Origin of the sequence: Cytobacillus firmus (assembly GCF_023612095.1) — a bacterium.
Classification (GTDB): Bacteria; Bacillota; Bacilli; order Bacillales; family Cytobacillaceae; genus Cytobacillus.
The window spans coordinates 2691392-2715346 of sequence record NZ_CP086235.1 but is presented as its reverse complement, the minus strand read 5'-3'; the positions used below and the strand labels follow the sequence as shown (position 1 = coordinate 2715346).

19 protein-coding genes, 2 pseudogenes and 1 riboswitch are annotated in these 23955 nt (G+C 40.8%); of the genes and pseudogenes, 16 read left to right on the top strand and 5 right to left on the bottom strand.

Annotated elements, in window-relative coordinates; translation table 11 throughout:
* The first annotated feature begins 10 nt into the window (after positions 1–10).
* Complete coding sequence (locus LLY41_RS13745; RefSeq protein WP_304585644.1) at positions 11–1630, top strand: glycoside hydrolase family 13 protein; 1620 nt, start codon at positions 11–13, stop codon at positions 1628–1630.
* A 51-nt stretch (positions 1631–1681) separates the two neighbouring features.
* Here LLY41_RS13745 and LLY41_RS13740 read toward each other — a convergent pair whose 3' ends face one another.
* A complete protein-coding gene (locus tag LLY41_RS13740; RefSeq protein WP_304585643.1) occupies positions 1682–1846 on the bottom strand; it encodes a hypothetical protein in 165 nt (54 codons plus the stop codon).
* Between the two features lie 131 nt (positions 1847–1977).
* Here LLY41_RS13740 and LLY41_RS13735 point away from each other — a divergent pair, with 131 nt between their 5' ends.
* Positions 1978–3393, top strand: a complete 1416-nt coding sequence (locus LLY41_RS13735; RefSeq protein ID WP_304585642.1) for an FMN-binding glutamate synthase family protein — start codon at positions 1978–1980, stop codon at positions 3391–3393.
* Positions 3394–3432: 39 nt separating this feature from the next.
* Here LLY41_RS13735 and LLY41_RS13730 read toward each other — a convergent pair whose 3' ends face one another.
* Entirely contained in the window at positions 3433–4923 is a 1491-nt protein-coding gene (locus LLY41_RS13730) for a spore germination protein (protein WP_095242568.1), read from the bottom strand.
* 117 nt (positions 4924–5040) lie between these two features.
* A complete protein-coding gene (locus LLY41_RS13725; protein ID WP_304585641.1) occupies positions 5041–5931 on the bottom strand; it encodes a TetR/AcrR family transcriptional regulator in 891 nt (296 codons plus the stop codon).
* Between the two features lie 186 nt (positions 5932–6117).
* Between LLY41_RS13725 and LLY41_RS13720 the strand changes: the two genes are divergently transcribed.
* Positions 6118–7659, top strand: a complete 1542-nt coding sequence (locus tag LLY41_RS13720; protein WP_304585640.1) for a DHA2 family efflux MFS transporter permease subunit — start codon at positions 6118–6120, stop codon at positions 7657–7659.
* A gap of 107 nt (positions 7660–7766) precedes the next feature.
* On the opposite strand, the gene LLY41_RS13715 is transcribed toward LLY41_RS13720, so the two are convergent.
* Positions 7767–7931 (bottom strand): hypothetical protein, encoded by a 165-nt coding sequence (locus LLY41_RS13715; protein WP_304585639.1) that lies wholly within the window; start codon positions 7929–7931, stop codon positions 7767–7769.
* A 309-nt stretch (positions 7932–8240) separates the two neighbouring features.
* Here LLY41_RS13715 and LLY41_RS13710 point away from each other — a divergent pair, with 309 nt between their 5' ends.
* The 4 genes and pseudogenes from LLY41_RS13710 (at position 8241) to LLY41_RS13695 (ending at position 12319) form a co-directional block, all read left to right on the top strand.
* Positions 8241–9266 (top strand): VanW family protein, encoded by a 1026-nt coding sequence (locus LLY41_RS13710; RefSeq protein ID WP_304585638.1) that lies wholly within the window; start codon positions 8241–8243, stop codon positions 9264–9266.
* A gap of 356 nt (positions 9267–9622) precedes the next feature.
* Positions 9623–11311 (top strand): methyl-accepting chemotaxis protein, encoded by a 1689-nt coding sequence (locus LLY41_RS13705; RefSeq protein WP_304585637.1) that lies wholly within the window; start codon positions 9623–9625, stop codon positions 11309–11311.
* 425 nt (positions 11312–11736) lie between these two features.
* Positions 11737–11858, top strand: a pseudogene (locus LLY41_RS13700) (SDR family oxidoreductase); the annotation flags it as partial.
* Between the two features lie 134 nt (positions 11859–11992).
* On the top strand, positions 11993–12319 hold the full coding sequence (locus tag LLY41_RS13695) for a hypothetical protein (RefSeq protein ID WP_095242576.1): 327 nt from the start codon (positions 11993–11995) through the stop codon (positions 12317–12319).
* A gap of 53 nt (positions 12320–12372) precedes the next feature.
* On the opposite strand, the gene LLY41_RS13690 is transcribed toward LLY41_RS13695, so the two are convergent.
* The gene (locus LLY41_RS13690; RefSeq protein ID WP_095242577.1) at positions 12373–12642 is read right to left on the bottom strand and encodes a phage holin family protein; all 270 of its coding nucleotides are present in this window, start codon (positions 12640–12642) and stop codon (positions 12373–12375) included.
* 348 nt (positions 12643–12990) lie between these two features.
* Here LLY41_RS13690 and LLY41_RS13685 point away from each other — a divergent pair, with 348 nt between their 5' ends.
* From LLY41_RS13685 to coaW, 9 genes and pseudogenes are all read left to right on the top strand, one after another.
* Entirely contained in the window at positions 12991–13191 is a 201-nt protein-coding gene (locus LLY41_RS13685) for a cold-shock protein (RefSeq protein WP_009334826.1), read from the top strand.
* A gap of 180 nt (positions 13192–13371) precedes the next feature.
* Positions 13372–13476, top strand: a riboswitch (SAM riboswitch).
* Between the two features lie 86 nt (positions 13477–13562).
* A complete protein-coding gene (locus LLY41_RS13680) occupies positions 13563–14846 on the top strand; it encodes a Na+/H+ antiporter NhaC family protein (RefSeq protein ID WP_304585636.1) in 1284 nt (427 codons plus the stop codon).
* A 528-nt stretch (positions 14847–15374) separates the two neighbouring features.
* Entirely contained in the window at positions 15375–16649 is a 1275-nt protein-coding gene (ltrA, locus tag LLY41_RS13675; protein WP_304585635.1) for a group II intron reverse transcriptase/maturase, read from the top strand.
* A gap of 228 nt (positions 16650–16877) precedes the next feature.
* A pseudogene (locus LLY41_RS13670) lies at positions 16878–18022 on the top strand (exonuclease SbcCD subunit D).
* Positions 18019–21153 carry an AAA family ATPase gene (locus LLY41_RS13665; protein ID WP_304585634.1) on the top strand — a complete coding sequence of 1045 codons (3135 nt, stop codon included), beginning with the start codon at positions 18019–18021 and terminating at the stop codon, positions 21151–21153. The pseudogene LLY41_RS13670 and the gene LLY41_RS13665 overlap by 4 nt, the downstream one beginning before the upstream one ends.
* A gap of 65 nt (positions 21154–21218) precedes the next feature.
* Positions 21219–21896 (top strand): Dph6-related ATP pyrophosphatase, encoded by a 678-nt coding sequence (locus LLY41_RS13660; RefSeq protein WP_304585633.1) that lies wholly within the window; start codon positions 21219–21221, stop codon positions 21894–21896.
* 37 nt (positions 21897–21933) lie between these two features.
* The gene (locus LLY41_RS13655) at positions 21934–22308 is read left to right on the top strand and encodes an SET domain-containing protein (RefSeq protein ID WP_035330469.1); all 375 of its coding nucleotides are present in this window, start codon (positions 21934–21936) and stop codon (positions 22306–22308) included.
* 65 nt (positions 22309–22373) lie between these two features.
* Positions 22374–23105, top strand: coding sequence for a YwaF family protein (locus LLY41_RS13650; protein WP_304585632.1), 732 nt, complete (start codon positions 22374–22376; stop codon positions 23103–23105).
* Complete coding sequence (gene coaW / locus LLY41_RS13645) at positions 23102–23905, top strand: type II pantothenate kinase (RefSeq protein ID WP_304585631.1); 804 nt, start codon at positions 23102–23104, stop codon at positions 23903–23905. Before LLY41_RS13650 ends, coaW begins: the two co-directional genes overlap by 4 nt.
* Positions 23906–23955: the final 50 nt, after the last annotated feature.

The following is a 23955-nucleotide window of genomic DNA, read 5'->3' as shown; positions in this document are numbered from 1 at the left end:
AGGTGGCCCTGTGAGTAAAAAATGGTGGAAAGAAGCTGTTGTATATCAAATTTACTGGAGAAGCTTTTTTGATTCCGATGGTGATGGCTATGGTGATTTAAGAGGGGTTATAAAAAAGCTTGATTATATTAAGAATCTTGGCGTTGATGTGATTTGGCTGAATCCCTTTTATCAATCACCAGACCGGGATAATGGCTATGACATTTCAGATTATTATGGGATTATGGAAAAGGCTGGTGACATGGAAGCTTTCGATGATCTGATCCATGAAATACATCAGCGCGGTATGAAGGTCATTATGGATCTGGTTGTAAACCATACTTCTGACCAGCATCCCTGGTTCGTGGAATCACGCTCCTCCAAAAATAATCCGAAAAGAGATTGGTATATTTGGAAGGATCCAAAGGATGGCAGGGAGCCGAATAATTGGCGCTCCTATTTTGCTCCATCATGCTGGGAATGGGACAAAGCAACAGGACAATATTATTATCATTCCTTTGCAGTCGAGCAGCCGGATCTTAATTGGGAAAATCCAGAACTGCGCCAGGAAATCTACAAAATGATGCGCTTCTGGCTGGATAAAGGAATTGACGGGTTTCGAATGGATGTGATTAATCTATTGGCAAAAAGAGAAGATTTATCAGATGCAGAGAACCCTTATAATATAAGCTATCTGGCCAATAATCCGGGTATCCATGATTATCTTCAGGAGATGCATCGGGAAGTCCTTCAGCATTATGACGTGATGACTGTCGGAGAGATCCCATTTGTTTCACCGGAAGAGGGACTGCTCTATGTGGATGAAAGCAGAAATGAACTGAACACTCTGTTCCATTTTCAGGTGGCAGATGAAATGCCGGTATGGGATATGCTCAGATTCAAGGAAATCCAATCAAGCTGGCATGAAGGACTTAAGCAAAAAGGGTGGAATTCACAATTCCTTAACAACCATGATCACACAAGACAGGTTACCCGTTATGGAAATGATGGCCAATACCGTATTCAGTCTGCGAAGCTTTTGGCAGCAATGATTCATACCTTACCTGGAACTCCTTATATCTATCAGGGCGAAGAAATCGGCATGACAGGTGTGAGATTTGATTCCATTGAAGACTACAATGACATTGCTATGAAAAATAAATATCATGAAGAAATTTCAAAAGGGCGTGACCCTCAGGAGGTTTTTGAAAGCTTATTGCTTTTGAGCCGCGATAACTCCAGGACACCGATGCAGTGGAACGCAAGCAGCCAGGCAGGCTTTACAGCTGGTGAACCATGGATCAAAGTGAATCCGAATTATAAGGAAATCAATGTCGAATCAGCTCTGGATGATACAGACTCCGTATATTATTTTTATCAAAAGCTGATTGAATTAAGAAAACAAAACGAGGTAATGGTTTACGGGGATTATAAGGATCTATTGCCAGATGATGAACACCTATATGTATATACACGCTCCTATAATGATGTAACCTGGCTGATTGTTTTAAACCATGGCGACGAGCAGCAGGCGTTCACATTTGACGGCTTTGCAAATCGGGAAATCATTCTTTCTAATTATAAGAATGATTATGATAAAAATGAAGAAATACTGCTTCCGTATGAAGCAAGAATTTATGAAATTAGCTGAAATATTCCATGTGAATAATAACAGCCGGCATCCAAAAATGCCGGCTTTCTTCTATTGATAATTCATCTCTCCATCATTGGTTCTTCTGTCTGTTTTCTCGGGAGGAATCTTGGATAGCTGGTCCATAGGCTCCATCATAGATTCAAGAAGACTTCCTTTAGCTCGTTTTTCTTCATCAATTTTGTTCTGCTGAACATTCTCGCGGCTGTTCATCATTTCACCTCATTTTATATTTTTTCATAGAATTCACTTCAAGCTTTGTGATTATTCCAAAATTCGAAAAGGCATAGGTTAAATTCCCTCTCAATGGAAATAATGGAATCTAAAAGATCTCTTGGAGAAGAATAATGACCAAAATATTATTAATTGCAACACTTGCAATGATTTCCCTATTATATATTTTTTTAGGATTTATGCTTGTTATCGGCTGGCGCTGGATCATGAAGCGGGCAGTGAAGCAGGCAGGGAAAATTATTATGACAGACAGCTATCAGGAAAACCTCATTGAGCTTATTCCCGGTTTTAAGCATATGGGCATTCAAAATGCGCTTGAAAATAACCTGCGGGCCGAAACAGGTGATGTACTGCACCGCCCCTTTGGCTCATCGAAAAAATGGCCGCATTTTGAAGAAATTACGTTTATCCCTGCACAGACATCCCCTTTCCCTATTGACGGCGACGAAGATGTCGATGTGAAAGTGACGATTGGTCCAAAAGCGAAAAAGCCGATGAAAATCAAAATTCCACTGATGATTAGTGGAATGGCCTATGGAATCGCTTTAAGTGAGCAAGTCAAAATTGCATTGGCCACAGCTGCCAAGAATACAGGAACAGCCATCAATTCCGGTGAAGGCGGAATACTGCCTGAAGAGCTTGAAAGTGCGGGGAAGTACATTCTTCAGTTCTCCAAGACGGAGTGGGGTAAGGAAGAAAAGACTATTAAAAGGGCGGACATGATTGAACTTAAGCTGGGTCAGGGAGCTACACTGGGTATGGGCAGCAACATCTCCCCTGAAAATTTAACCGGTCGTGCAAGGGAAGTCATGGGGTTAAAGGAAAACGAAACCGCCCATATAATGGAACATTTTTTTGAAAAACAGACATTGAAGGATTTAAAAGAGCTGGTGGATGAGCTGCGTAAAATGTCCGGAGGTGTCCCGATCGGCGCAAAAATAGGGGCAGGCGGAAAGATTGAAGATGATATTGATCATTTAATCGAAATCGGGGTGGATTTTATCGCGGTTGATGGGGGACAAGGGGCTTCTGTCGGTGCACCTCCCCTATTGGCAGACGATTTTGGAATACCAACCCTGCATGCTATCACCCGTGCCTCAAACCATCTTGAAAAAAGAAAAAAGAAGGGGGATATAAGCTTAATTGTTTCTGGCGGTCTTTTTACACCAGGACACTTTTTAAAAGTCCTGGCGCTTGGAGCGGATGCGGTTTATCTGGGATCTGTTATGCTGTTTACTGTTTCCCATAAACAAACATTGAATGCTCTTCCTTTTGAACCGCCAACACAGGCTGTCTGGAACCAGGGGGAATTCAAAGATGTATTTAAAACGGAGGATGGGGCTAAGTCGGCGGAAAAGTTCTTGACCGCGAGCACCGAGGAAATCAAAATGGCTTTAAGAGCCATGGGGAAAAAGTCATTAAAAGAATTATCCAAGAAAGATCTTGTGGCTTATGATGAACTCACCGCGAAAATGATCGGAATCCCATTTTCCTTTGAACCATGGGAGGACCAATCTAAGAAGGTATAAAAAAAGCCTGGCACTTGTAAGCCAGGCTCTCTTTTTTATTCATTCATCAATATCTTTCTTGACCTTTGATTTTTTCTGCGGCTGAAACCGATGCGGATTTTGTGTTCTTAAATACACTGGCCTTAAAGGCTGAAACGGAAATCTGAGAAACGAATCCTTCAGATCCCGATACCTTGGCGGATAAAACGGCTCCATAAAAGGTCTGCCGAGAGATGTGAGCCTGAGCATATGTGTTAACAGAATACAGGAACAGAACAGCACGCCTACAAAACCCCATAAATTTGCGAATAATAAAAACGGAAATCTTAGAAAGCGAATGGTATTATTCATCTTATATACAGGTGTAGTAAAAGCGGCAAGAGCTGCAAGGGCGATAAAGATTAACAGGACATTACTTGTCAGCCCTGCCTGCACAGACGCAGTCCCAATAACAATCCCTCCTACGATACCGATTGTCTGCCCGACTTTCGTAGGCAATCTGGCTCCAGCCTCTCTTAATAGCTCTATTACCAGTTCAAGCATTAACGCTTCATAGAAAGGAGGCAAAGGAATATGCTGTCTTGAAGTTACCAGTGTCCCTAATAAATCCGTGGGGACAAGCTCCATATGATAAGTAAGCGTTGCAACATAAATAGACGTGATCTGTATGGAGAAAATAACAGAAAAGGCCCGTAATATTCTGGCAAAAGAAGCGATAGTCCAATTCAAAAAATAATCTTCAAAAGAACTGAAGAATTCAGAAAAAGTTGTAGGGGTAATCAGTACATGCGGTGACCCATCTACGGCTATCACTATTTTCCCTTCAGCAAGGACAGCGGCTGCCCTGTCCGGTCTTTCTGTATCCAGCAGCTGCGGAAAGGGAGAGTTCTTATTATCTGAAATCAGCTGTCCAATATAAGAACTGTCAGTGATTTCATCAAAATCGATATTTTCGATTCTTTCTTTTACCATGCTGATATAATCTGTATTTGTAATTCCCTCAATATAGAGAACAGCCACCACTGTTCTCGATATGCTTCCAATAATATATTCTTCTATGATCAGTTCAGAGATGGGCAGCCGCTTGCGGATTAAATTTAAATTATTTTCCAGAGATTCAACAAATGCTTCCTTTGCTCCAATAACCGTTTGCTCTACTTCAGGATGTGTGATCTCTCTAACATAAGAACATTTAGCAGCCATAAAAGCCGCTTTTTGCTTCTCGGCTTCTGATGTAACCATCACATAGCCATTCAAAAGCATATGTTCTGCTTTTGAAAGATCTTCGCAAATTTGTATGCTTGCAGATGGCAAAAGCTTTTTCAAATCATCGATTTTGTTGAAATCACCAAGAAGAAGCTGAGGGAGCAAACTTTTTGTGATCATTTTTTGATCAGTCAGTGTTTTGAAATAAGTAAAAGAAAAACAGAGCTTTGTTTGTCTATTGCTATATTGTACTTTTTGAAAATCATGAGACCGTGAAAGCGACTTTTCCAGCTCCTCAAGTTCAATCTCTGACACAGGTCTCTTCTTTTTTAACTCTTTTTTCATTCAACGATCACCAGTTTTTTCGGCATTAAGTGTAGTGTTTCCGTTTTTGGAAAGATTATGAATGAATAGGGGGGATAGCTAAAAAAAGCCTCCCTCAGAATGAGGCAGGCCTGGGAATTATACCGATTCTTCTTCCGGATGTTTAAAGCAGGATAAAACCAGACTTTCAAGGTTTTTAAATTCTTTGGCATCCATAAATGCTATACACCTGCTCAAAGATTGTAGTGCACTTTCAATGAGAAATTTTCTTGGTTTTTTCGAATGAATCATTTCTTCCTGGATAAAGTCCAGAAGATCCATGCAATCGTTCAGATCTTCCTGCTTGATGGACTTCTTCAAAGTCAATATGGATTTGCAGAGAATATACATATTTTTATGATCTGTCTGCCTAAATCTGTTTTCAATCAGTTCAGGATTCAGCAGGTAATCACCGGCTGAACTGACCTCTTCAACAACCTTCCTTATCCTTTCTACACTATAACGGACCACAGGATTAATGCTCGAAGAGAATTCAAAGAACTTTGTATAGTATTTTACGTTATGATGGAGGATGCCAAGGAACATCACAGCACAGTCCAGCAAATAGGGTTTCTTGTCCTCGCCAAAGATTTCAATAAACCGGCTGAAAATCCAATCCACCATCCTAAGCTGGCCTTCCTTAATAAACTGCTTGAGCTCAGGGTCATTTGAAACAAGTACTTCTTCAAAAAGGGCAACCAGCTTATTGGTCCGGTTCATATTCATCTGTAATTCGATCTGCTGTGTGAATACTTCTAAGCTGCTTGGGTCCTGGCCGATAAGAAGCTTATTGCGTTCTGATTCCATTTTTTCATGCAATGTTTTAAAAATGGAAATAAGAAGCTCGTTTTTTGAAGAAAAATAATTATAGAAGGTACCCTTAGATATCCCGCTGTAATCTAAAATATCCTGAATGGATGTAGCCTGAAAACCTTTATCCAGGAATAATTGATGTGCTTTTTTTATAACATGCATTTTCCTGTTATTCATCTATAATCACCTGTTATTTTATTTGAACTATGTGTATAACTTAATAGTACCTCATTGTATTAATTTACACAAACCCTCCATTTTACAAGGATTTTTTTGTTGCAAAAGTTGAACTCATGGTATATTATATGATTTATGTGTAACGACAGTATAAAAGAATGAACTGATTGTACAGGAGGAAATATAATGGAACACGCAATAGACACTAAAACAGACCGGCCGCCTTATGGGATTCTTGCTGTTTTAATGATCGGGGCATTTATTGCCTTTTTGAATAATACATTATTAAATATTGCCCTGCCATCTATCATGGCAGATTTAGAAATAGAAGCGGCAACAGTGCAGTGGCTGACTACCGGCTTTATGCTGGTTAATGGTATCTTGATCCCGGCTACTGCCTTTTTAATTGAAAAATATACAGTCCGCAGGTTATTTATTGTGGCAATGGGACTATTTACAATCGGTACGCTTGTAGCGGGTGTTGCTCATGTATTCCCGGTGTTGCTTGCAGGCAGAATGCTTCAGGCGTCTGGATCGGCTATTATGATGCCTCTATTAATGAATGTTATGCTGATCAGCTTCCCGGTGGAAAAACGCGGGGCAGCCATGGGTGTATTTGGACTAATCTTAATGTTTGCCCCTGCAATTGGGCCTACTCTTTCCGGATGGATTATTGAACATTATGATTGGAGAATGCTATTCCATTTCCTTTCACCGATTGCCGGTGTCATACTAGTGCTTGGCGCCGTCATGCTGAAAGACAAAAAGGAAAAAGTGAATATCCGGCTGGATGTGTTTTCTCTTGTTCTTTCAAGTGTAGGGTTTGGCGGAATACTTTACGGGTTCAGTTCTGCAGGGAACAAGGGCTGGGATAGCCCTCATGTGTATTTAACAATTGCAGTCGGAGTCATAAGTTTGATTTGGTTTATTTTAAAACAAACCAAATCAGAACGTCCGATGCTTAATTTTGGTGTATATAAATACCCGATGTTTGCATTATCATCAGCTATCAGCATGACGGTAAATATGGCGCTATTCTCAGGAATGATTCTGATTCCGATTTATGTTCAGACATTAAGGGGGATTTCACCGCTGGATGCAGGATTGATGATGCTTCCAGGTGCCCTTGTTATGGCAGTGATGTCGCCATTAACTGGAAAGCTGTTCGATAAAATTGGGGGCCGGATTTTGGCGATCATTGGGTTAGCCATTACAGTGGGAACTACTTATGTATTCAGCAGACTGACTTTGGAAACAACCTACACACAGCTGATTATACTCAACTCAATCAGGATGTTCGGGATGTCCATGGTCATGATGCCGGTTTCTACTAATGGCTTGAACCAGCTGCCTAGAAGGCTTTATCCGCATGGTACTGCAATGAACAATACGCTGAACCAGGTGGCCGGTGCCATTGGGACAGCCTTATTGGTAACAGTTATGTCAACAAGAACGGAAACACATGCTGCGGAAATTGCGAAAGAAGCGATGAAAGGCGGGACTGTGGCTAACGGCGGACAGATGACTGAAGCTGCTGTGGCGGAAATGCAGCAGCAGGTTCTAATGAAAGCCATGCTTGAGGGAATTAACGATGCTTTCTTCGTAGCAACCTTTATCGCTGCAGCTGCACTTGTTCTGGCCTTCTTCATTAAACGCGCAACACCAATGGAAGACTCGGTTGAAGAGTCAAAGCAGGAGAATATGGTGCCTAAATTGGCAAAAAGTTAATTTACTGGAGGGGATCTTGGGATTCCCTCTTTTTCTATAGGTATAAATGAAAAAGCCTGCAATGCTATTTAAGCATTTGCAGGCTTCTTATTATCTATTTTTTCCAACTAATTTAATTGATTGATGTCCGCTGTGAGGGTGAGGTGAAAAAGAATATGATCCAGATACAGAGCTTCCAGCTTCCGGTCACTTAAATTAAGCAATCTGTGATTATGCTGGAATTTGGAAAGTGATAATAATTTGCTGATAAGCGTTTCTCTGTTTAATGCCATGTAATGAACCCTCCTTTTTCTTTATTTTATTTTAATTCATATTTATCCGATTAGTCAAGTAGGGATTAAATTTATCCAGTTAAGATCATAATTCCAATCATGTTAAAAACACAGTTAAAAGCACAGGCATCTTGTCCGATGTTTAAAACGTCTGCACTCCGCAGGCGTTTTTCAAAATAGGTAAAAAGGTACAACTTAACTTGCAGAATGGCAGGAATACCCCTTTCCGCCGGTGAATACAATTAGAAAATGGAAACAGCTTTCTACATAGAGAAAGAAAGCTAATATTTAAAAAAAGCTGGGGGAAAAATGACTAAGCGAAAATGGGGAATAGCACTTTTGTTGATTGTCTGTTTTATAGGATTGGCCGGGTGTTCAGGAAAAGCTGCCGGCGATAATGAGCCGGAGAAAAAGCCTGCGGAAGAGAAGGCTAAAGAAGAAGAAAAGGCCCAAGAGGAGGCAATAGCAGAGGAGCAGACTCAGGAAGATAAGAAGGAAGAAATAAAGCCTGTTGTGGTTAATGTCATCGATCCTGATACAAAAGCAGTGCTAAAGACATTCAGCCCTGCTGAAATGGGATTTGGAGAGGATGATGAAAAATATAAAGCAGATCTTGCCAAATGGGCCAAAGAAATAGCGCGCGGGACGGATAAAATGAAAGGCTATGACCAAAGAATGACCCTAGACAAAATTGGTTCAGATGGCAATATCATTAAAGGGCAGCCTGAGGTTATTCTTGAAGAAAGCGAATTAGTGGATAAGATTTTTGCTGCTTCTGTAAGCGGCGGGGATGTTGAGCTGCCGCTCTATGTTTCAGAAAGCGGTTATGACCCTGCAGATGTGCCTTATTTAGGGGAAGTAGTCGTCGCATCCTATACTACCAATTTTAACAGCGGCGTGGCAGGAAGGACAAAAAACATTGAACTCTCAGCAGAAGCCATCAATAATATCATCCTTGGTGAGGGAGATCATTTTTCTTTTAATACAACAGTGGGGCCGAGTGATGAAGCGCATGGATATCAGCCTGCAGAAGAAGCCCTTAATGGCAAGCTCGTAATGGGCATTGGGGGCGGTATTTGCCAAACATCCTCCACTCTTTACAATGCTGTCGATAAAGTCGGGGTCAGCTATGTTGAAAAACACCACCACTCAGTGACAGTAGGCTATGTTCCTAAGGGCAGGGACGCAACCGTTTCCTATGGAGGCAAAGACTTCAGATTTGAAAACACAACCGGCATCCCGCTTCTTGTAAAAGCAAACTTCGGAAATGGTGTCTTAACAATTGAGATCAGAACCGCAAAAAAATATGAGGGAATGCTGAAGAAAGCAGTATAACGACATCAGGCACCTAAGCCATGTTTCCGGTTTAGGTGCCTGAACTTTTTTTAATGCACTGAATAATTTATCGAAAAATAAGCAAATAGCGGAGGGGTTTGTCCACACCTTTTCAGTCCCTTTTAATACAATGATATAGAAGATCTCCTCCCTAAGGATCTTTGGTCTGCATAGTCGCCGCTAATCTGCCAGCCGGATTAGCGGCATTTTCTTTGTCTTATTATGCAAATAATGGCGAAAGAAGGAGAATTTTCTGTGAATATTCGTCCAATAGGAAAAAATGACTGACTTACCAGTTGTGTTCATGTTAAATTATAAGTAGAATATCCTATCCTATCTGGAAATGAGGAAAAGGCATGAAATTATCTGTGGCAAAAAAACTGTTCCTCGGGTTTTTGTCTGTTCTTTTATTATTTGGCCTTGTCGCCGGTTTATCAAATTATGAACTTGGTAATGTTAACAGAAATTATCAAAGTTTAATAGATGATAATGTCTCTGAAGTGATGCTTGTAAAAACTCTGAAGGCAGAGCTTATGAATGAAGCAGGGGGGATCCGCGGCTATCTCCTGACAGGCGACTCTACATATTTGAGTGACTATGAAAGTTCCCGCAAGAGGATGGAGCATCATATCAATAAACTGAATGAATTAGCCGGCAATAAGAAGGAGAAGGAATTGGCGAAAGAGCTGGAAATGCTCCATAATCGCTACCAGAGCATTATTGACAAAGAAATTAAGTTTAAGCTTGAGGAAAATAATGCTTATATGTCATTAGTTGAAACCTCCGATAAACAGGTCAGCCAGGATTTTAACAAAAAAGCGGATGAACTTGTAAAATTTTACGAATCCCAATTAGATGCCGGAATAAATGAAACTGTCTCGGGCGTTAAATCTTCTCAGACGATTACATTAATTATTACAATTTTAGCTGTTTTAGCTGCTATGCTGATTGCTTATTTTATAAGCAGAATGATATCCAGGCCGATTAATCTGGCTGCAGCAGCGATAGACAAGGTGGCAGGAGGAGATTTAAGTCAGACCTCCATTAAAGTAAAAAACCGGGATGAAATAGGAGCGTTTATTTTATCATTAAATAAGATGGTCCAGGACTTGAGGTCTGTAGTCAGCCAGGTAAGAAGCACATCAGAACAAGTTGCATCAAGCAGTGAGCAGCTGGCGGCAAGTGCAGAAGAAAGTTCTTTGGCTTCTGAACAGGTAGCTGCTATTTCGCAGAAAAATGCTTTGGGGACTGAACAGCAGCTTCATCGTTTTAGAGAGGTATCTTCTTCAATGGAGGAGATTTCTTCCGGAATGCAGCAGATTTCTTTAAGCAGCGAGCTGATGCTTGAAGCGGCGGAAAAGGCTGATACTTTAACTAAACAAGGCACTAACTCAGTCGATAATGCTGTAAGGCAAATGAATGAAATAAATACTTCGGTAGGCAGCGCTGCTCAGCATATTTATACGCTCGAATCCCGATCACAAGAAATCAGCAATATCGTGGAATTAATCACGAATATCGCAGAACAGACAAATTTGCTTGCCCTCAATGCAGCGATTGAAGCTGCAAGGGCAGGTGAGCATGGCAGAGGCTTTTCGGTTGTCGCTGACGAGGTTCGTAAATTGGCAGAGGGTTCCAAGCAATCTGCCATTCAAATACAGCAAATGATAGGGCTTGTTCAGGAAGAAACAAAGCAGGCCGTTCTGGCAATGGAAAAAGGAAATGAACAGGTAAGGGAGGGCCTCGAAGATACAATGGAAGCAAGTGCAGCTTTTGCTGAGATCGCTCATTCAATGGGTGATGTAACGTACAAAGTTGAAGAAGTCACATCCTCAATGGAAGAACTGACTGCCTTAACCACTCAGATAATTGATGTCATGTCAAATGTTCAGGACATTTCAGAGAAAAATGCAGCAGCTTCACAGGAAACTTCAGCTGCAACTGAAGAGCAGCTCGCCACCATGGAAGAAGTATCTTCATCAGCAGGGTCTCTTGCAAAACTTTCTGAAGAATTGCAGGAACTTGTTTCGAGATTTAAATTATAAGCTTATTTCGCAGTCCATCATACAGACTGGGCTGGAGAGTAAGAAATCAGAGTCAGATTCGAACATAAGAGGTTGCCTAGGACTAAAAAAGCACACACAAAACAATGAAACAAAATTTTTCTCTCCATCGTCTAACTGAGAACTGACAGAAACTATTAAAGTATCTGAAAAATTAAGTTGCATTTTAATGGTTTTGAAGATATGCTCAATCTAGGAGATGTACGGAAGGAGAATTGAAATTCTAAATGTGGCATAACTTGTAATCATTTAAATTTACTAAACGTCTGCCTGCTATTTTGAGGAGTGGTTGGTCTAAAAAATGATTTGTAACAAGGAATGCTTGCTGTGGAGTTTCAAACCATAAATTCGCAGATACCTTGTTGTGTATCTGCATTTTTATTGGAATCCAATTCCCATGCCAGTCCCGGAAGGCCCAAATGACTTCCGGCCAAGAGCTTGGCCAATGCCCGGCGAATTGGCTTATGCTTCTACCAAAGCTGCCATAAGGGCATTTTCCAGGTCGCTTTCAATAGAATTTGCTCATTTAAAGTTAAAACGAAAGCAAGTGACATTTACTTAACAAATTATAGCTATTTATATCATTTTCGATACAAAATACCCAAAAGGGTTAATTGATCTCTTCCAATGTGTATAAATAGAAGTTATAGAGGGGAGAGAACAATGTTAAATTTATTAAATGACCCTGATTTTGTGCAAAAGTGTGAAACTGCTTCCCCGCTTGATATGGTTAAGTATTCAACAGGCGGCAATATTAGAGGGTTGGAAAAAATCGCTTTGGGCACGCTCGCAAACAGAAAACAGCTGCCGCAAAATGTGGTTAATGTTCTGATCGTTTATTTTTTCAGCACGTTTGCCAATAAAGTATATGACCGAAATGATCTTGCCAGGCTTTATGATTACTGGGCATCGAATCATGTATACAGTTTTGGAAAAGCACAGGAAATGACTGCCGAAGATATAGAAAAAGTCCTGGCCGGCTTAAAATAATAGGATTATATAAAAAGTTCATCCCAATCATGGATGAACTTTTTTGATATAACCTATTTATTTTTATTGCCGTAAGCACCTTCTATAGTCTGCTTAATCATTTGATGTCCAAGCACCGCAACTCCTGCAGCCACGATTCCGTTAAGGAGCCCTTCAAATGAAAAGCCAAATGCAAGACTGCCTGCAGAAACCGATATCATTACAAGAATCCATACGATAGACCAATCGGGAACTTTGGGTGTCTGTTTCAATGCATACCCAATTACCCACAAAGCCGGGACCAGCATGTAATAATTCTGATTTAACAAATCCAGTAAGTTCAATCCATTCACCCCCTGCTTAATGTTTTTATATAGTTTATGAAACCCCTTTATAAGTTGTTTGTCTGCTTGTCTATAAAATAGAAGAAATTTAATTACCAAGCTTTGGAACTATTAAGCATGGAAAAGACGGAATAGTTTGATAAAACGCCATGAAAGACGCGCAGAATAGTTGACATTCATTCCTATAAGTGCTAAATTTGAATCAGCCGTTATGCATCGTGTTATATTTTGCTAGCTGCTTTTTCAACCGTTAGGAAATGGTCTGGATGAGTAATGAACGTAAAGTAATAAGCGTGTATATGGTGAATTTACACATGGCTTTTTCTAGCCAATAGGAGGATTTTTTTCATGAAAAACGGTAAAGTAAAATGGTTCAATGCTGAAAAAGGTTTCGGATTCATCGAAGGTGAAGACGGAAACGACGTATTTGTACATTACTCTGCTATCCAATCTGAAGGTTTCAAATCTTTAGAAGAAGGCCAAGAAGTTTCTTTCGAAGTTGTTGAAGGTGCACGCGGACCTCAAGCAGCTAACGTAACTAAACTATAATCGACACACCCATACAAAAACAGCCTGGCCATTTGGTCAGGCTGTTTATTTTTTACAGAAATAACTTATTGGAAAATTTCATAATTCAACCATCAATACAGTATAAAAAAAACTTGAAGTTTAGCGAGTTTCCTGTATAATGTTCAAACGTGAGTTATTTTAGAATAATTTAATACTATTCACTTATCAAGAGAGACGGAGGGGCTGGCCCGAAGATGTCTCGGCAGCGGGCTCTGTAGAGCGCTGTGCCAAATCCAGCAAGCATAGATGCTTGGCAGATAAGAAGAGAACGATTGATAGATCAAGATCTCTTCTTGCTTGAAGAGGTCTTTTTATTTTGCTTGGAAAATCCATTAATAAAGGAGAATTCAATGAAAAACAGGGGCAATCCATGGGCTTTATTGCCGCTAGCCGCTTTCCTGCTTATATTTATTGGCAGCGGCATAGCAACAGGCGATTTTAACAGCATACCAATCATTGTCATTGTATCCGCAGCAGCTGGAATTGCTCTGGCAATGAACAGAAAAAAGCCATTCATGGAAAAAGTAGAGATATTCACAAAAGGTGCCGGACATCCTGATATTATATTAATGTCCATCATTTTTATCCTGGCAGGGGCTTTTTCTGGTACGGCTAAAGGAATGGGTGCAGTTGATTCGACTGTGAACCTTGCACTCTCTTTTATCCCGCAGAATCTCCTCATGGTCGGAATTTTTATCATTGCATGCTTTATTTCATTATCGATGGGAACATCAATGGGGACAGTTGTCGCTCTCGCTCCAATTGGTGTGGCCCTTTCAGCAGAAACAGATATTTCAGTAGCCCTGGCCATGGCAGCAATAATAGGCGGTGCCATGTTTGGAGATAATCTTTCTGTCATTTCTGATACGACGATTGCAGCGGTCAGAACTCAGGGAACGAGAATGACCGATAAATTCCGGGTGAATTTTTTAATCGTACTGCCTGCTGCTGTTCTTACCGCTGTAATTCTTGGGATTTTAACAGCAGGTCAGGAAAGTGTGGTGACCAGCGGAGATTACAGCTTTTTAAAAGTAGTCCCTTATCTTGGCGTATTGGCTGCAGCATTGTTTGGCATGAATGTAATTCTTGTGCTTAGCGGGGGTATCCTTCTTTCAGGCCTGATTGGAATGGCTGACGGCAGCTATACGTTTGTTTCATTCCTGCAAATGATTGCTGAGGGAATGGCTGGCATGCAGACCCTTGCCATCATTGCCATCCTCATTGGCGGATTGGTGGAGATCATCAGGGTTAATGGAGGAATAGATTACTTGCTTCACGTGGCTACAAGCAAAATCAAATCCCGCAGGGGTGCTGAATTTGGTATTGCGTCACTAGTCTCTCTGACAAATCTATCTACAGCCAATAATACTATTGCCATTATTATTGCAGGGCCTCTTGCCAAAAAAATTGCAGATCAATATGAGATTGACCCGCGTAAATCAGCAAGTATACTTGATATATTTGCCTGCTTTGTACAAGGGACTATCCCGTATGGAGCACAGATGCTCGCTGCTTCCGGGCTCGCTGCCATTTCGCCGGTAAGCATCATGGCATATTCCATTTATCCATTATTAATTGGCATATGCGGTATTATTGCCATTTTGATCAACTTTCCTAAGCTGAAAAAGCAATAAATGAAAGAGCCTGCTGGGCTCTTTTTTCTTGTGTGCCAGGCATGGCAACTATCTAGGTGGTGAAAGTCCGCTGTGGGGGTACACATCATCCAACCACTAAGGAAGCGCAAGGTACTTATCGTGAGATAAGGGCTGGAGGAAGCGTGGAATAAAATCTTGGCTCGACGTACAGGAATCTGATACTAAGGCTTTATAAAGGGATGAGACTCCAAGACAAGTCAAAGTCCAAAAGATGTGCGTAACTTTATAGAGTAAATCAGGCGAGTAAAAGAGGAAAGATAGTTGTCTTACCCTGGGAGGTCTTGCGGATGTACGGTAGTACAGTCGAAAACGGTTAATCGCAAGAAGTCAGCAGAGGCCATAGTAATGAGTAAACTCATGAAGGGCTGAACAATTTATAGTGTTTCAACTCCACGAATGCGTAAGTGACGAACTCCGAATGTGTTAATGGCGAAAGTATGAGCGTATCTCAAAGGATAACCAAAAAGGAGATATTACTTACTACGTGAGAGGGAAGGAGAAACGAGTGTGAAACTTTTAGAACAGATCATAAGTAACCAAAATATGAACGAAGCCTACTTGCGTGTCTATAGAAATAAAGGCACAAGTGGCATCGATGGTGTAACAGTCGACGAATTAAAGCAATATCTGAAAGAGAACAAAGATGAGCTGCGTCAGCGCATCAGAACAAGAAAATACCAACCACAAGCTGCCTTAAGAGTGGAAATTCCAAAAGAAAATGGCAAGATGCGCAAATTGGGAATACCAACAGTAGTGGATAGAGTCGTTCAACAAGCCATACATCAAGTTCTCAGTCCGATATTTGAAGAACAGTTCAGCGAGTTCAGTTACGGTTTCAGACCAAAAAGAAGTTGTGAGATGGCGATAATTAAAAGCCTGGAATTTATGAATGATGGTGATGATTGGGTAATAGACATCGACCTTGAAAGATTCTTCGATACTGTTCATCACGATAAACTCATGCGCATTATTGCCAACACAATAGATGATGGTGATGTCATCTCGTTAATTAGAAAATACTTAGTCAGTGGAGTTATGGTAAAAGGGAAATATGAAGAAACTCCCGTTGGGACTCCGCAAGGAGGTCCTCTTAGCCCATTATTGAGTAATATTATGTTAAACGAACTTGATAGGGAACTAGAGAAAAGAGGATTACGGTTTGTGAGATATGCCGATGATTCCCTCATTTTTGTGAAAAGCGAAAAAGCAGCTAAAAGAGTAATGAAATCAGTAGTGAGGTATATAGAGGACAAACTAGGATTAATAGTTAACGCAGAGAAGAGTAAAATTTCACGCCCAAAAGAATTGAAATTCTTAGGGTTCGCTTATTACTTCGATGTTAATAACCTAAGATACCAAGTAAAACCTCACCTAAGTTCAATCCAGAAATTCCAGAGGAGGCTTCGACAACTAACAAAACGGAACTGGAGTATTCCACTAGGGCTTCGAATAGTGAAGCTTAAACAAGTCATATTCGGATGGATAAACTACTTCAGAATCACAAAGATGAAAAAAGCAATAAAGCGAATTGATATGAAATTGCGTTCCAGAATTAGGGTAATCATCTGGAAGCAATGGAAGGTACCCAAGAAACAAATCAAATCGCTTATTCAACTAGGGATTCCGGAGGAAGAAGCGAAAGGATTAACCTACTGTCGAAAAGGTTACCGTTTTATAGGATTATCGAAAGTCGTCCAAAGAGCAATATCCAATAAAAGATTAAAGCAGAGGGGGCTCCCCTCTGCTTTTGAACACTATCTAAAAGTACACACTGTAATATAAATTGAAACGCCGTATACGCGATCCGTACGTACGGTGTTGTGAGAGGGGCGAAAATAACTTACTTTATTTTCCCTCTACTCGATTGAACTATGCTGTGTTTCAGAAAAATTGATGATATAATTAGAACGAATGTTCTGTAAAATATTGCTGAGACTCTGCCGTTTTTTGATTTGGTATAATGGTAATATTGCAGAAAGAATCTGTGGCAAGGAAAAGAGGGTGTAAGATATGAAATTTATCCATACAGCTGATTGGCATTTGGGCAAGCTGGTCCATGGTGTATATATGACCGAAGATCAGCGTCATTTTTTGAATCAATTTATTGATGTGGTAGAGGAAGAAAAGCCGGATGCAGTCGTCATTGCAGGAGACTTATATGACCGGTCCGTACCTCCGACTGATGCTGTAGAATTGCTGAATGAAATTCTTTTTAAAATAAATGTTGAGCTTAATACACCTGTGGTTGCCATAGGAGGAAACCATGACAGTGCAGAAAGGCTGTCATTTGGAAGCTCCTGGTATAAACAAAGCAAGTTCTACTTGTCTGGAAAACTATCAAATGATTTTAAGCCTATACATATTAATGGTGTGAACTTTTATCCGGTTCCTTATGCTGAACCTGGAATGGTCAGGCATTTGCTTGATGATGACCGTGTACACTCACATGACGATGCAATGAAGGCAATTGTGAGCAGAATTGAAAAGCACCTGAATCCTAATGAGCCGAACGTTCTTGTCGGACATGCTTTTGTCCTGGGCGGTTCTACCAGTGATTCGGAGAGGACCCTTTCAGTAGGCGGATCAGGCTGTGTCCATTCAAGCTGCTTTGATCCTTTCTCTTATACAGCACTGGGGCATTTGCATAGTCCTGATGCCATAAAGCATGAAAAAATTCGGTATTCCGGCTCCCTCTTAAAATATTCTTTTTCAGAAGCCAAACAGGAAAAATCGATTTCTATTATAGAAATGAATGAAAATGGCGAATTTGATTTGCGTCTCCGTTCACTTAAGCCCCATAAAGATTTGAGAGAAATCGAAGGGCATTTAGATGAATTGATGGACCCGGCCTTCTATGAAAAACAGAATCTTGATGACTATCTGAAAATCACCCTTTTTGACGAAGGCGCATTGCTTGATCCAATTAATAAGCTGAGACAGGTCTATCCGAATGTTCTTCACCTGGAAAGAAGGATAGCCATTACAGATATGAAGAAAAAAGCTCCTTCCTATCGATGAAGGAAGAGAAAAAGTCGGAGCTTGATCTGTTTAAACAATTCTATGAACAAATGACCACTTCTGAATTTACAGAGGATAAACAGCAGGTAATGACTGATGTGATCGAAAAAGTGCTTAGGGAGGAGGCCATGAAATGAAGCCATTAAAATTAACGATGCAGGCGTTCGGCCCCTATGCAGACAGTGAAAGCATTGATTTTACCGAACTTGGAAATCGGACCATGTTTGTGATCTCCGGAAAGACGGGTTCAGGCAAAACCACTATTTTTGACGGCATCAGCTATGCCATTTATGGAAAAGCAAGCGGAGAGGATCGGAATGGTCCTGAGCTTCGGAGCCAGTTTGCCAAAAATAATACACTAACTGAGGTTTCCCTCGAATTTATTTTAAGAAATAAACGGTATCATATTATAAGATCTCCTCAGCAGGAAAAGAAAAAAGAGCGGGGCGATGGAACAACAACAGTGAGTGCAAAAGCAGAACTGTATATATATGATGAAAATGGAGAGCAAAAGCTCCTGGCTTCAAATGTCAGGGATGTTGATGAAAAGATAAAAGAAATTATGATCATTGACAGCAATCAGTTCAGGCAAATTCTGATGATTCCCCAGGGAGAGTTCCGAAAGCTCCTGACTTCTGAAAGCAAGGATAAGGAAATCATTCTGCAGCGGTTATTTCATACTCAAATATACAAGCGCATCGAAGAAAAACTTAAAGAAGATGCAACTGAATTAAAAAGAACGGTAGAAGAACAGATTAAATTGAGAGATCAGTATTTTAATCATGTGCAGGCTGTTTACAGCGGGGAGCTGAAATCATACCTCGAAGCAGGAAGTGTCAATGACACACTGCTCATGCCGCTTCTTACAGAGGAAATTAAGGAGATGGCAGAAGGTCTTGCTGAGCTGACAGAAGCTGGCAGGAAAAAGAAGGAAAAGAGAGATCATCTTCAGCAAAAGCTCTATGAAGCTGAAATGGTGCTTAAACAGCTGAAGACGAAAGAAGAGCTTAAGCAACGGAAAGAAGAGCTTGAAGAACTGAAAGACCAATATACTGTCAAAGAGAATGCCATTGCTCTCGCCCAGAAAGCAGCCCTGCTTAGTCAACAGGAGCAGCTCTGCCATGAACTGAAGAAGGATCTGGATGCGGCACATGCCGATATTGAGGAACTTCAGAAAAAAATAGGCACTCTTGAATCTCTGCTAAAAGAAAAGCTGGAAAAATGGGAGTCTGAAAAGAACAGGGAGGAAGAAAGAAAACAAGCTGCCGAACAGGTTAATCACCTGCAAAGTATGAAAGAAGATATTCTCTCGTATGCAAAAGTGGAAAAGCTTGTCCGTTCTCTTGAGAAAAATCTTGAAAACCTCAGGCTTCAAAAAAAACAGAAAGATGAAGCCCTCCTAAACGCTGATCTGCAAATAAAAACACTTGCTGCAGAAAAACAGGACATTGAAAAGAGCAGGCTCGCACAGTTTGAGAATGAACGAAACCTTGAGAAACTATCAGACGAAATAGAACGGCTTCATAGATATGAAGAGCTTCATAAAGAGCATCTCTCATCACAGAATGCTTTCAGCAAGAAAAAAAGTTATTTCGAGCAGACTTCGTCCAGGCTCACTGACGCCAAAATGCTAGTAGATGAACTGGAGGGCAAATGGCTTCATGGGCAGGCATCAATCTTGGCTGAAAGGCTTCAAAACGGAGAGGCATGTCCAGTCTGCGGCTCAGAACACCATCCAAACCCAGCTGTCTCTCCTCAAGATATTCCTGATGAAAAAGATCTGAAGGAAGCAAAAAAACAGGCTGCTGAAATGGAAGCAGAGAAAGCGAAAGCAGAGTCTGCATTTTATGAAGCTCGGTCACAACTGAATTCCAGTGAAAGTGGATTAGCGGAATTAACAGCCCAAATACAGAAGTACCGTCCTGATTTTAAACCTGAAAGTCTGCTTGTGCTGAAAAATACACTTGCCGATCAAAAAAAGGATTTGCTGACACTTGATGCAGAGCTGAAGAAGAAATCTTTAAGGCTGGAAAACTGTACTGCAGAGGTAGAAAATTCACAGGAGATGAAAGAATCTCTGGCTGCAGAAATTGACCTTCTGCAAAGCCAAATAAATGACGCTGCCGTTATGCATGCGGAAAAGAGAAGCAACTTAGCGAGGATGACGGACACAATTCCTGAAAACCTGCGGTCTGTTCAAGCTTACGAATCAAGTTTTAAAAGAGCGGCTGAAAAACTTGAAATTATGCAAAGGCAGCTGGAAACTGCCCAGCAGATTTATCAAGATGCAAAGTCGGTTCATATGGCAGAGCAGGCAAAGCTCGAGACACTTCAAAAGCAGGCTGTTAAAATCGAGCAAAAGCTTGCAGCAGAAAGGAGGAATTTTGTACAGCGGATGAAGGACCAGGGTTTTGAAGTCTACGGAGAATACCGGGATGCCAAAAAATCAGTAGAACAAATCAGTCAGCTTGAAGGTGAACTTCGGGAATATCGGGAAGAAGTCCGTTCTATTAATGACAGATACGCTGAACTGGCGGGACTCTTAGAAGGGATTGAAAAACCTGACCTGGAAAGCTTGCAGCTATTATTGCAGGAAACGGATGATCAATTGAAACAGCTGCAGGAACAATATACAAATCTGTTTATGAAGAAAAAGCAAAATGAAGAGACATTGCAAAAAGTCAAAGAAATAAATGAAAATATGAAGACCCTTGAGGAAAGGTATAAAGTAATCGGACACTTATATGAAATTTCCAAAGGGCAGAACACTTACCGTATTACTTTTGAACGTTTTGTCCTGGCGGCATTTTTAGATGATATACTGAGGGAAGCCAACGGACGCTTATCGAAGATGACCAGCGGGAGATATATGCTGCTTCGAAAAACAGACCGCTCAAAGGGCAACGCACAAAGCGGCCTGGAATTGCTTGTGTTTGATCAATACACTGGGCAGGAAAGGCATGTTAAAACTTTATCCGGCGGGGAAAGCTTTAAAGCCGCGCTTGCACTTGCTCTTGGTCTGGCAGATGTGGTGCAGCAATACGCAGGAGGCGTGTCTCTTGAGACGATGTTCATTGATGAAGGATTTGGGACACTCGATCCCGAATCATTGGATCAGGCAATAGAAGCTTTGATCGAAATTCAGAGCAGCGGAAGGCTTGTAGGCATCATCTCTCATGTTCCTGAGCTGAAGGAAAGGATAGATGTGCGTCTGGAAGTTACTGCAAGCCAGACAGGAAGCCGTACACAGTTTCAATTTTTAAATTAGGATTCAGAAGAAAAAGGATAGACCTCCTATCCTTTTTCCCATACTATTAAAGTTGGTGATGACTGTTGAGGAAGAAAGTCGTTTTATCATGGAGCGGCGGCAAAGACAGCTGTCTGGCTCTGGATGTGCTGGTAAAACAGGGGTACGAGGTTGCATGTCTTCTGACAACGGTTCCGCAGGAAATTGGCAGAACCTTTGGGCATGGGGAAAAAAAGGAATTAATCCAGCTTCAGGCTAAAAGTTTATCCATACCTGCAGAGTTTATTTATTGTACCTTTGAAGATTACTCTGAACGTTTTGTGAGTGATTTAAGAAAAATAAAAGATACCTATGGGATTACAGGCATTGCATATGGGGATCTTTACTTGGATGGACACCGTGAATGGGGAGAAAAAACAGCGGCTGAAGCAGGATTGGATGCGTTATATCCTCTATGGATGGAGGAGAAAGATAGTCTTAAGGCTTTAAGTGCCTTTGTGGTTTCAGGCTATAAAGCCAAAGTCATACGTGTCAGGGAAGATGTGTTGGACGACTCGTGGCTCGGCAAAGAACTTGATCATGAATTTGTAAGCAGAATCGAAGCTGAACCTGTTTGTCCAATGGGTGAATCAGGTGAATATCATACATTTGTGTATGACGGTCCTCTATTTTCTAAGAGGATTCAGCTGGACTCTCCTGAAGTGATTCAGCTTGAGACAACAAAGAAATTGGAATTTGGCGAGTTTAGGCTCGCTGAAAATTAATAATAAACGTCAATGACGGGAATGTGCAGGTAACGAAATGATTGAAATTAAAACATCAGCAGTAAGCGATGGCGAACATAATAGAGGAGTCTTTGCTACTCGCGATATTAAGAAGGGTGAACTGATTCATGAGGCTCCGGTGCTTCCGTATCCAAATAATGAACATCAGCATATTGAAAAAACAGCTCTGGCAGACTATGCATTTGAATACGGGAAAAATCACAGTGCCCTTTTATTAGGCTATGGAATGCTTTTCAACCATTCCTACCAGCCAAATGCAGTATATGATATTAACTTTGACAACCATACATTTGATTTTTTCGCCTATAAAGATATTAAAGCAGGTGAAGAGGTTTTGATTAACTATAATGGGGAAGCAGAAAATGATGACCCCCTATGGTTTAATAAATAAAATAAATGGAGACTGAATCCTCCTTGCACGGAGAGCAGTCTTCCCCACAGAAGGGAGAGGGTAGTTTGTCAGGAGTATTTTCTCATGATTATAATGCTTTCCCTTTTTTGGTTTTTTCCGCATCTCATATTGCCATGATTGTGTTATTTGCAGCAGCAGCCGCACTTTTATTTATTTTCAGAAAAGGACTTTTCCGGCTTGATCAGAAATTCAGGCTGTATTTGTTTATGCTTCTTTTTACTTTGGAACTGCTTTACCATCTTTGGCTTTATCTTGGCGGCTATTGGGAAATCTCTTTTACTCTGCCGCTGCAGCTCTGCTCCATAAGCTTAGTTCTTTGCTTGATATTATTAGCAACGAAATCCAGTGCCGTCTTCCAGTTAGTCTATTATTTAGGAGTTACTGGCGCTTTAATGGCTATCCTGACTCCAGAATTGTTTTTAGGCTTTCCCCATTTTCGTTATTTCCAATTTTTTATTACTCATAATCTGATCATTTGGACAAGTCTTTATTTTGTGTTCGTGCATCAATACAGGCCAACAGGAAAAGGTATGCTTCATTCCTTTATCTTTTTGAATATCTGCGCTGGTGCGGCATTTTTCGCTAACAAACTGACAGGAGGAAACTATATGTTCCTGTCCCATAAGCCGGAAAATGCTTCATTATTAGATTACTTCGGTCCGTATCCTTACTATATACTGACACTGGAGATAGCGGCAGTATTCCTGTTTTTATTGCTATTGCTACCATTTAAAATGATAGGCAAAAATAAAGATGGAAAGGCGGAATCTGCATGAAACCTGCAAAAATAGGGATTGATGCCGGAGGTTCTTTGCTGAAGATGGCATTTGAAGAACAAGGACAAATCCATTATAAAAGCTATCTGATTGATGAGCTGGACAGTTCTATGAATTGGCTTAAGATGACTGCTGCTAATGCCGAAGTTGCTTTGACAGGCGGAAAGGCTGAATATCTTAAAAAAGAGTTTTTCCAAAATGCCCTGATCTTTCCTGAATTTGAGTCTTCCGGTATAGGTGCATCCTATTTGCTGAAGCAAGATGGATTATCCAATGAGAATTTCATCTTAAGTATTATAGGCACAGGGACATCGATTTGCCTGAACAGAGACGGGAAAATCTCAAGGGTTTCCGGAAGCGGCATCGGCGGGGGCACATTGATGGGACTGGGACGGTTACTGACTGGTGAAAAGGATTTCTCCAGTCTCGTTTCGCTGGCTGGCAGCGGGAAAGCAGAGAATGCAGATATAATGGTCAAAGATATTTATTCACCATTCGATCCGCCAATAGATGGAAGCCTGACTGCCAGCAATTTTGGGAAGATAAAGGATGGTCAGATAAGCAAGGAGGACAAAGCTGCCAGTTTAACTAACATGATCGCGGAAACAATTGTACTTCTAAGCACTCAGGCAGCAGTTCATCATCAAATTGACGATATAGTTTATATAGGAAGCACGCTTCGGAACAATGTCCCTTTAAAGCACTTTATAAGGAAGTATACCATCATGGTTGGCAAAAAACCTGTATTTATTGAAGACGGGGCTTATTGTGGAGCATTAGGTGCGATGCTGTCATTATAAAACCAGAAGATTGAAAGATTCTATTTTTCAGGATAAAGTTGAAAAAGAAC

What these genes read in the sequence shown, in the direction of transcription:
- LLY41_RS13720 (WP_304585640.1), top strand. Translation starts at nt 6,118, where the DNA reads ATGGAACACGCAATAGACACTAAAACAGACCGGCCGCCTTATGGGATT.
- LLY41_RS13740 (WP_304585643.1), bottom strand. Translation starts at nt 1,846, where the DNA reads ATGATGAACAGCCGCGAGAATGTTCAGCAGAACAAAATTGATGAAGAA.
- LLY41_RS13715 (WP_304585639.1), bottom strand. Translation starts at nt 7,931, where the DNA reads ATGGCATTAAACAGAGAAACGCTTATCAGCAAATTATTATCACTTTCC.
- LLY41_RS13665 (WP_304585634.1), top strand. Translation starts at nt 18,019, where the DNA reads ATGAAGCCATTAAAATTAACGATGCAGGCGTTCGGCCCCTATGCAGAC.
- LLY41_RS13735 (WP_304585642.1), top strand. Translation starts at nt 1,978, where the DNA reads ATGACCAAAATATTATTAATTGCAACACTTGCAATGATTTCCCTATTA.
- LLY41_RS13685 (WP_009334826.1), top strand. Translation starts at nt 12,991, where the DNA reads ATGAAAAACGGTAAAGTAAAATGGTTCAATGCTGAAAAAGGTTTCGGA.
- LLY41_RS13710 (WP_304585638.1), top strand. Translation starts at nt 8,241, where the DNA reads ATGACTAAGCGAAAATGGGGAATAGCACTTTTGTTGATTGTCTGTTTT.
- LLY41_RS13725 (WP_304585641.1), bottom strand. Translation starts at nt 5,931, where the DNA reads ATGAATAACAGGAAAATGCATGTTATAAAAAAAGCACATCAATTATTC.
- LLY41_RS13730 (WP_095242568.1), bottom strand. Translation starts at nt 4,923, where the DNA reads ATGAAAAAAGAGTTAAAAAAGAAGAGACCTGTGTCAGAGATTGAACTT.
- LLY41_RS13680 (WP_304585636.1), top strand. Translation starts at nt 13,563, where the DNA reads ATGAAAAACAGGGGCAATCCATGGGCTTTATTGCCGCTAGCCGCTTTC.
- coaW (WP_304585631.1), top strand. Translation starts at nt 23,102, where the DNA reads ATGAAACCTGCAAAAATAGGGATTGATGCCGGAGGTTCTTTGCTGAAG.
- LLY41_RS13695 (WP_095242576.1), top strand. Translation starts at nt 11,993, where the DNA reads ATGTTAAATTTATTAAATGACCCTGATTTTGTGCAAAAGTGTGAAACT.
- LLY41_RS13705 (WP_304585637.1), top strand. Translation starts at nt 9,623, where the DNA reads ATGAAATTATCTGTGGCAAAAAAACTGTTCCTCGGGTTTTTGTCTGTT.
- LLY41_RS13655 (WP_035330469.1), top strand. Translation starts at nt 21,934, where the DNA reads ATGATTGAAATTAAAACATCAGCAGTAAGCGATGGCGAACATAATAGA.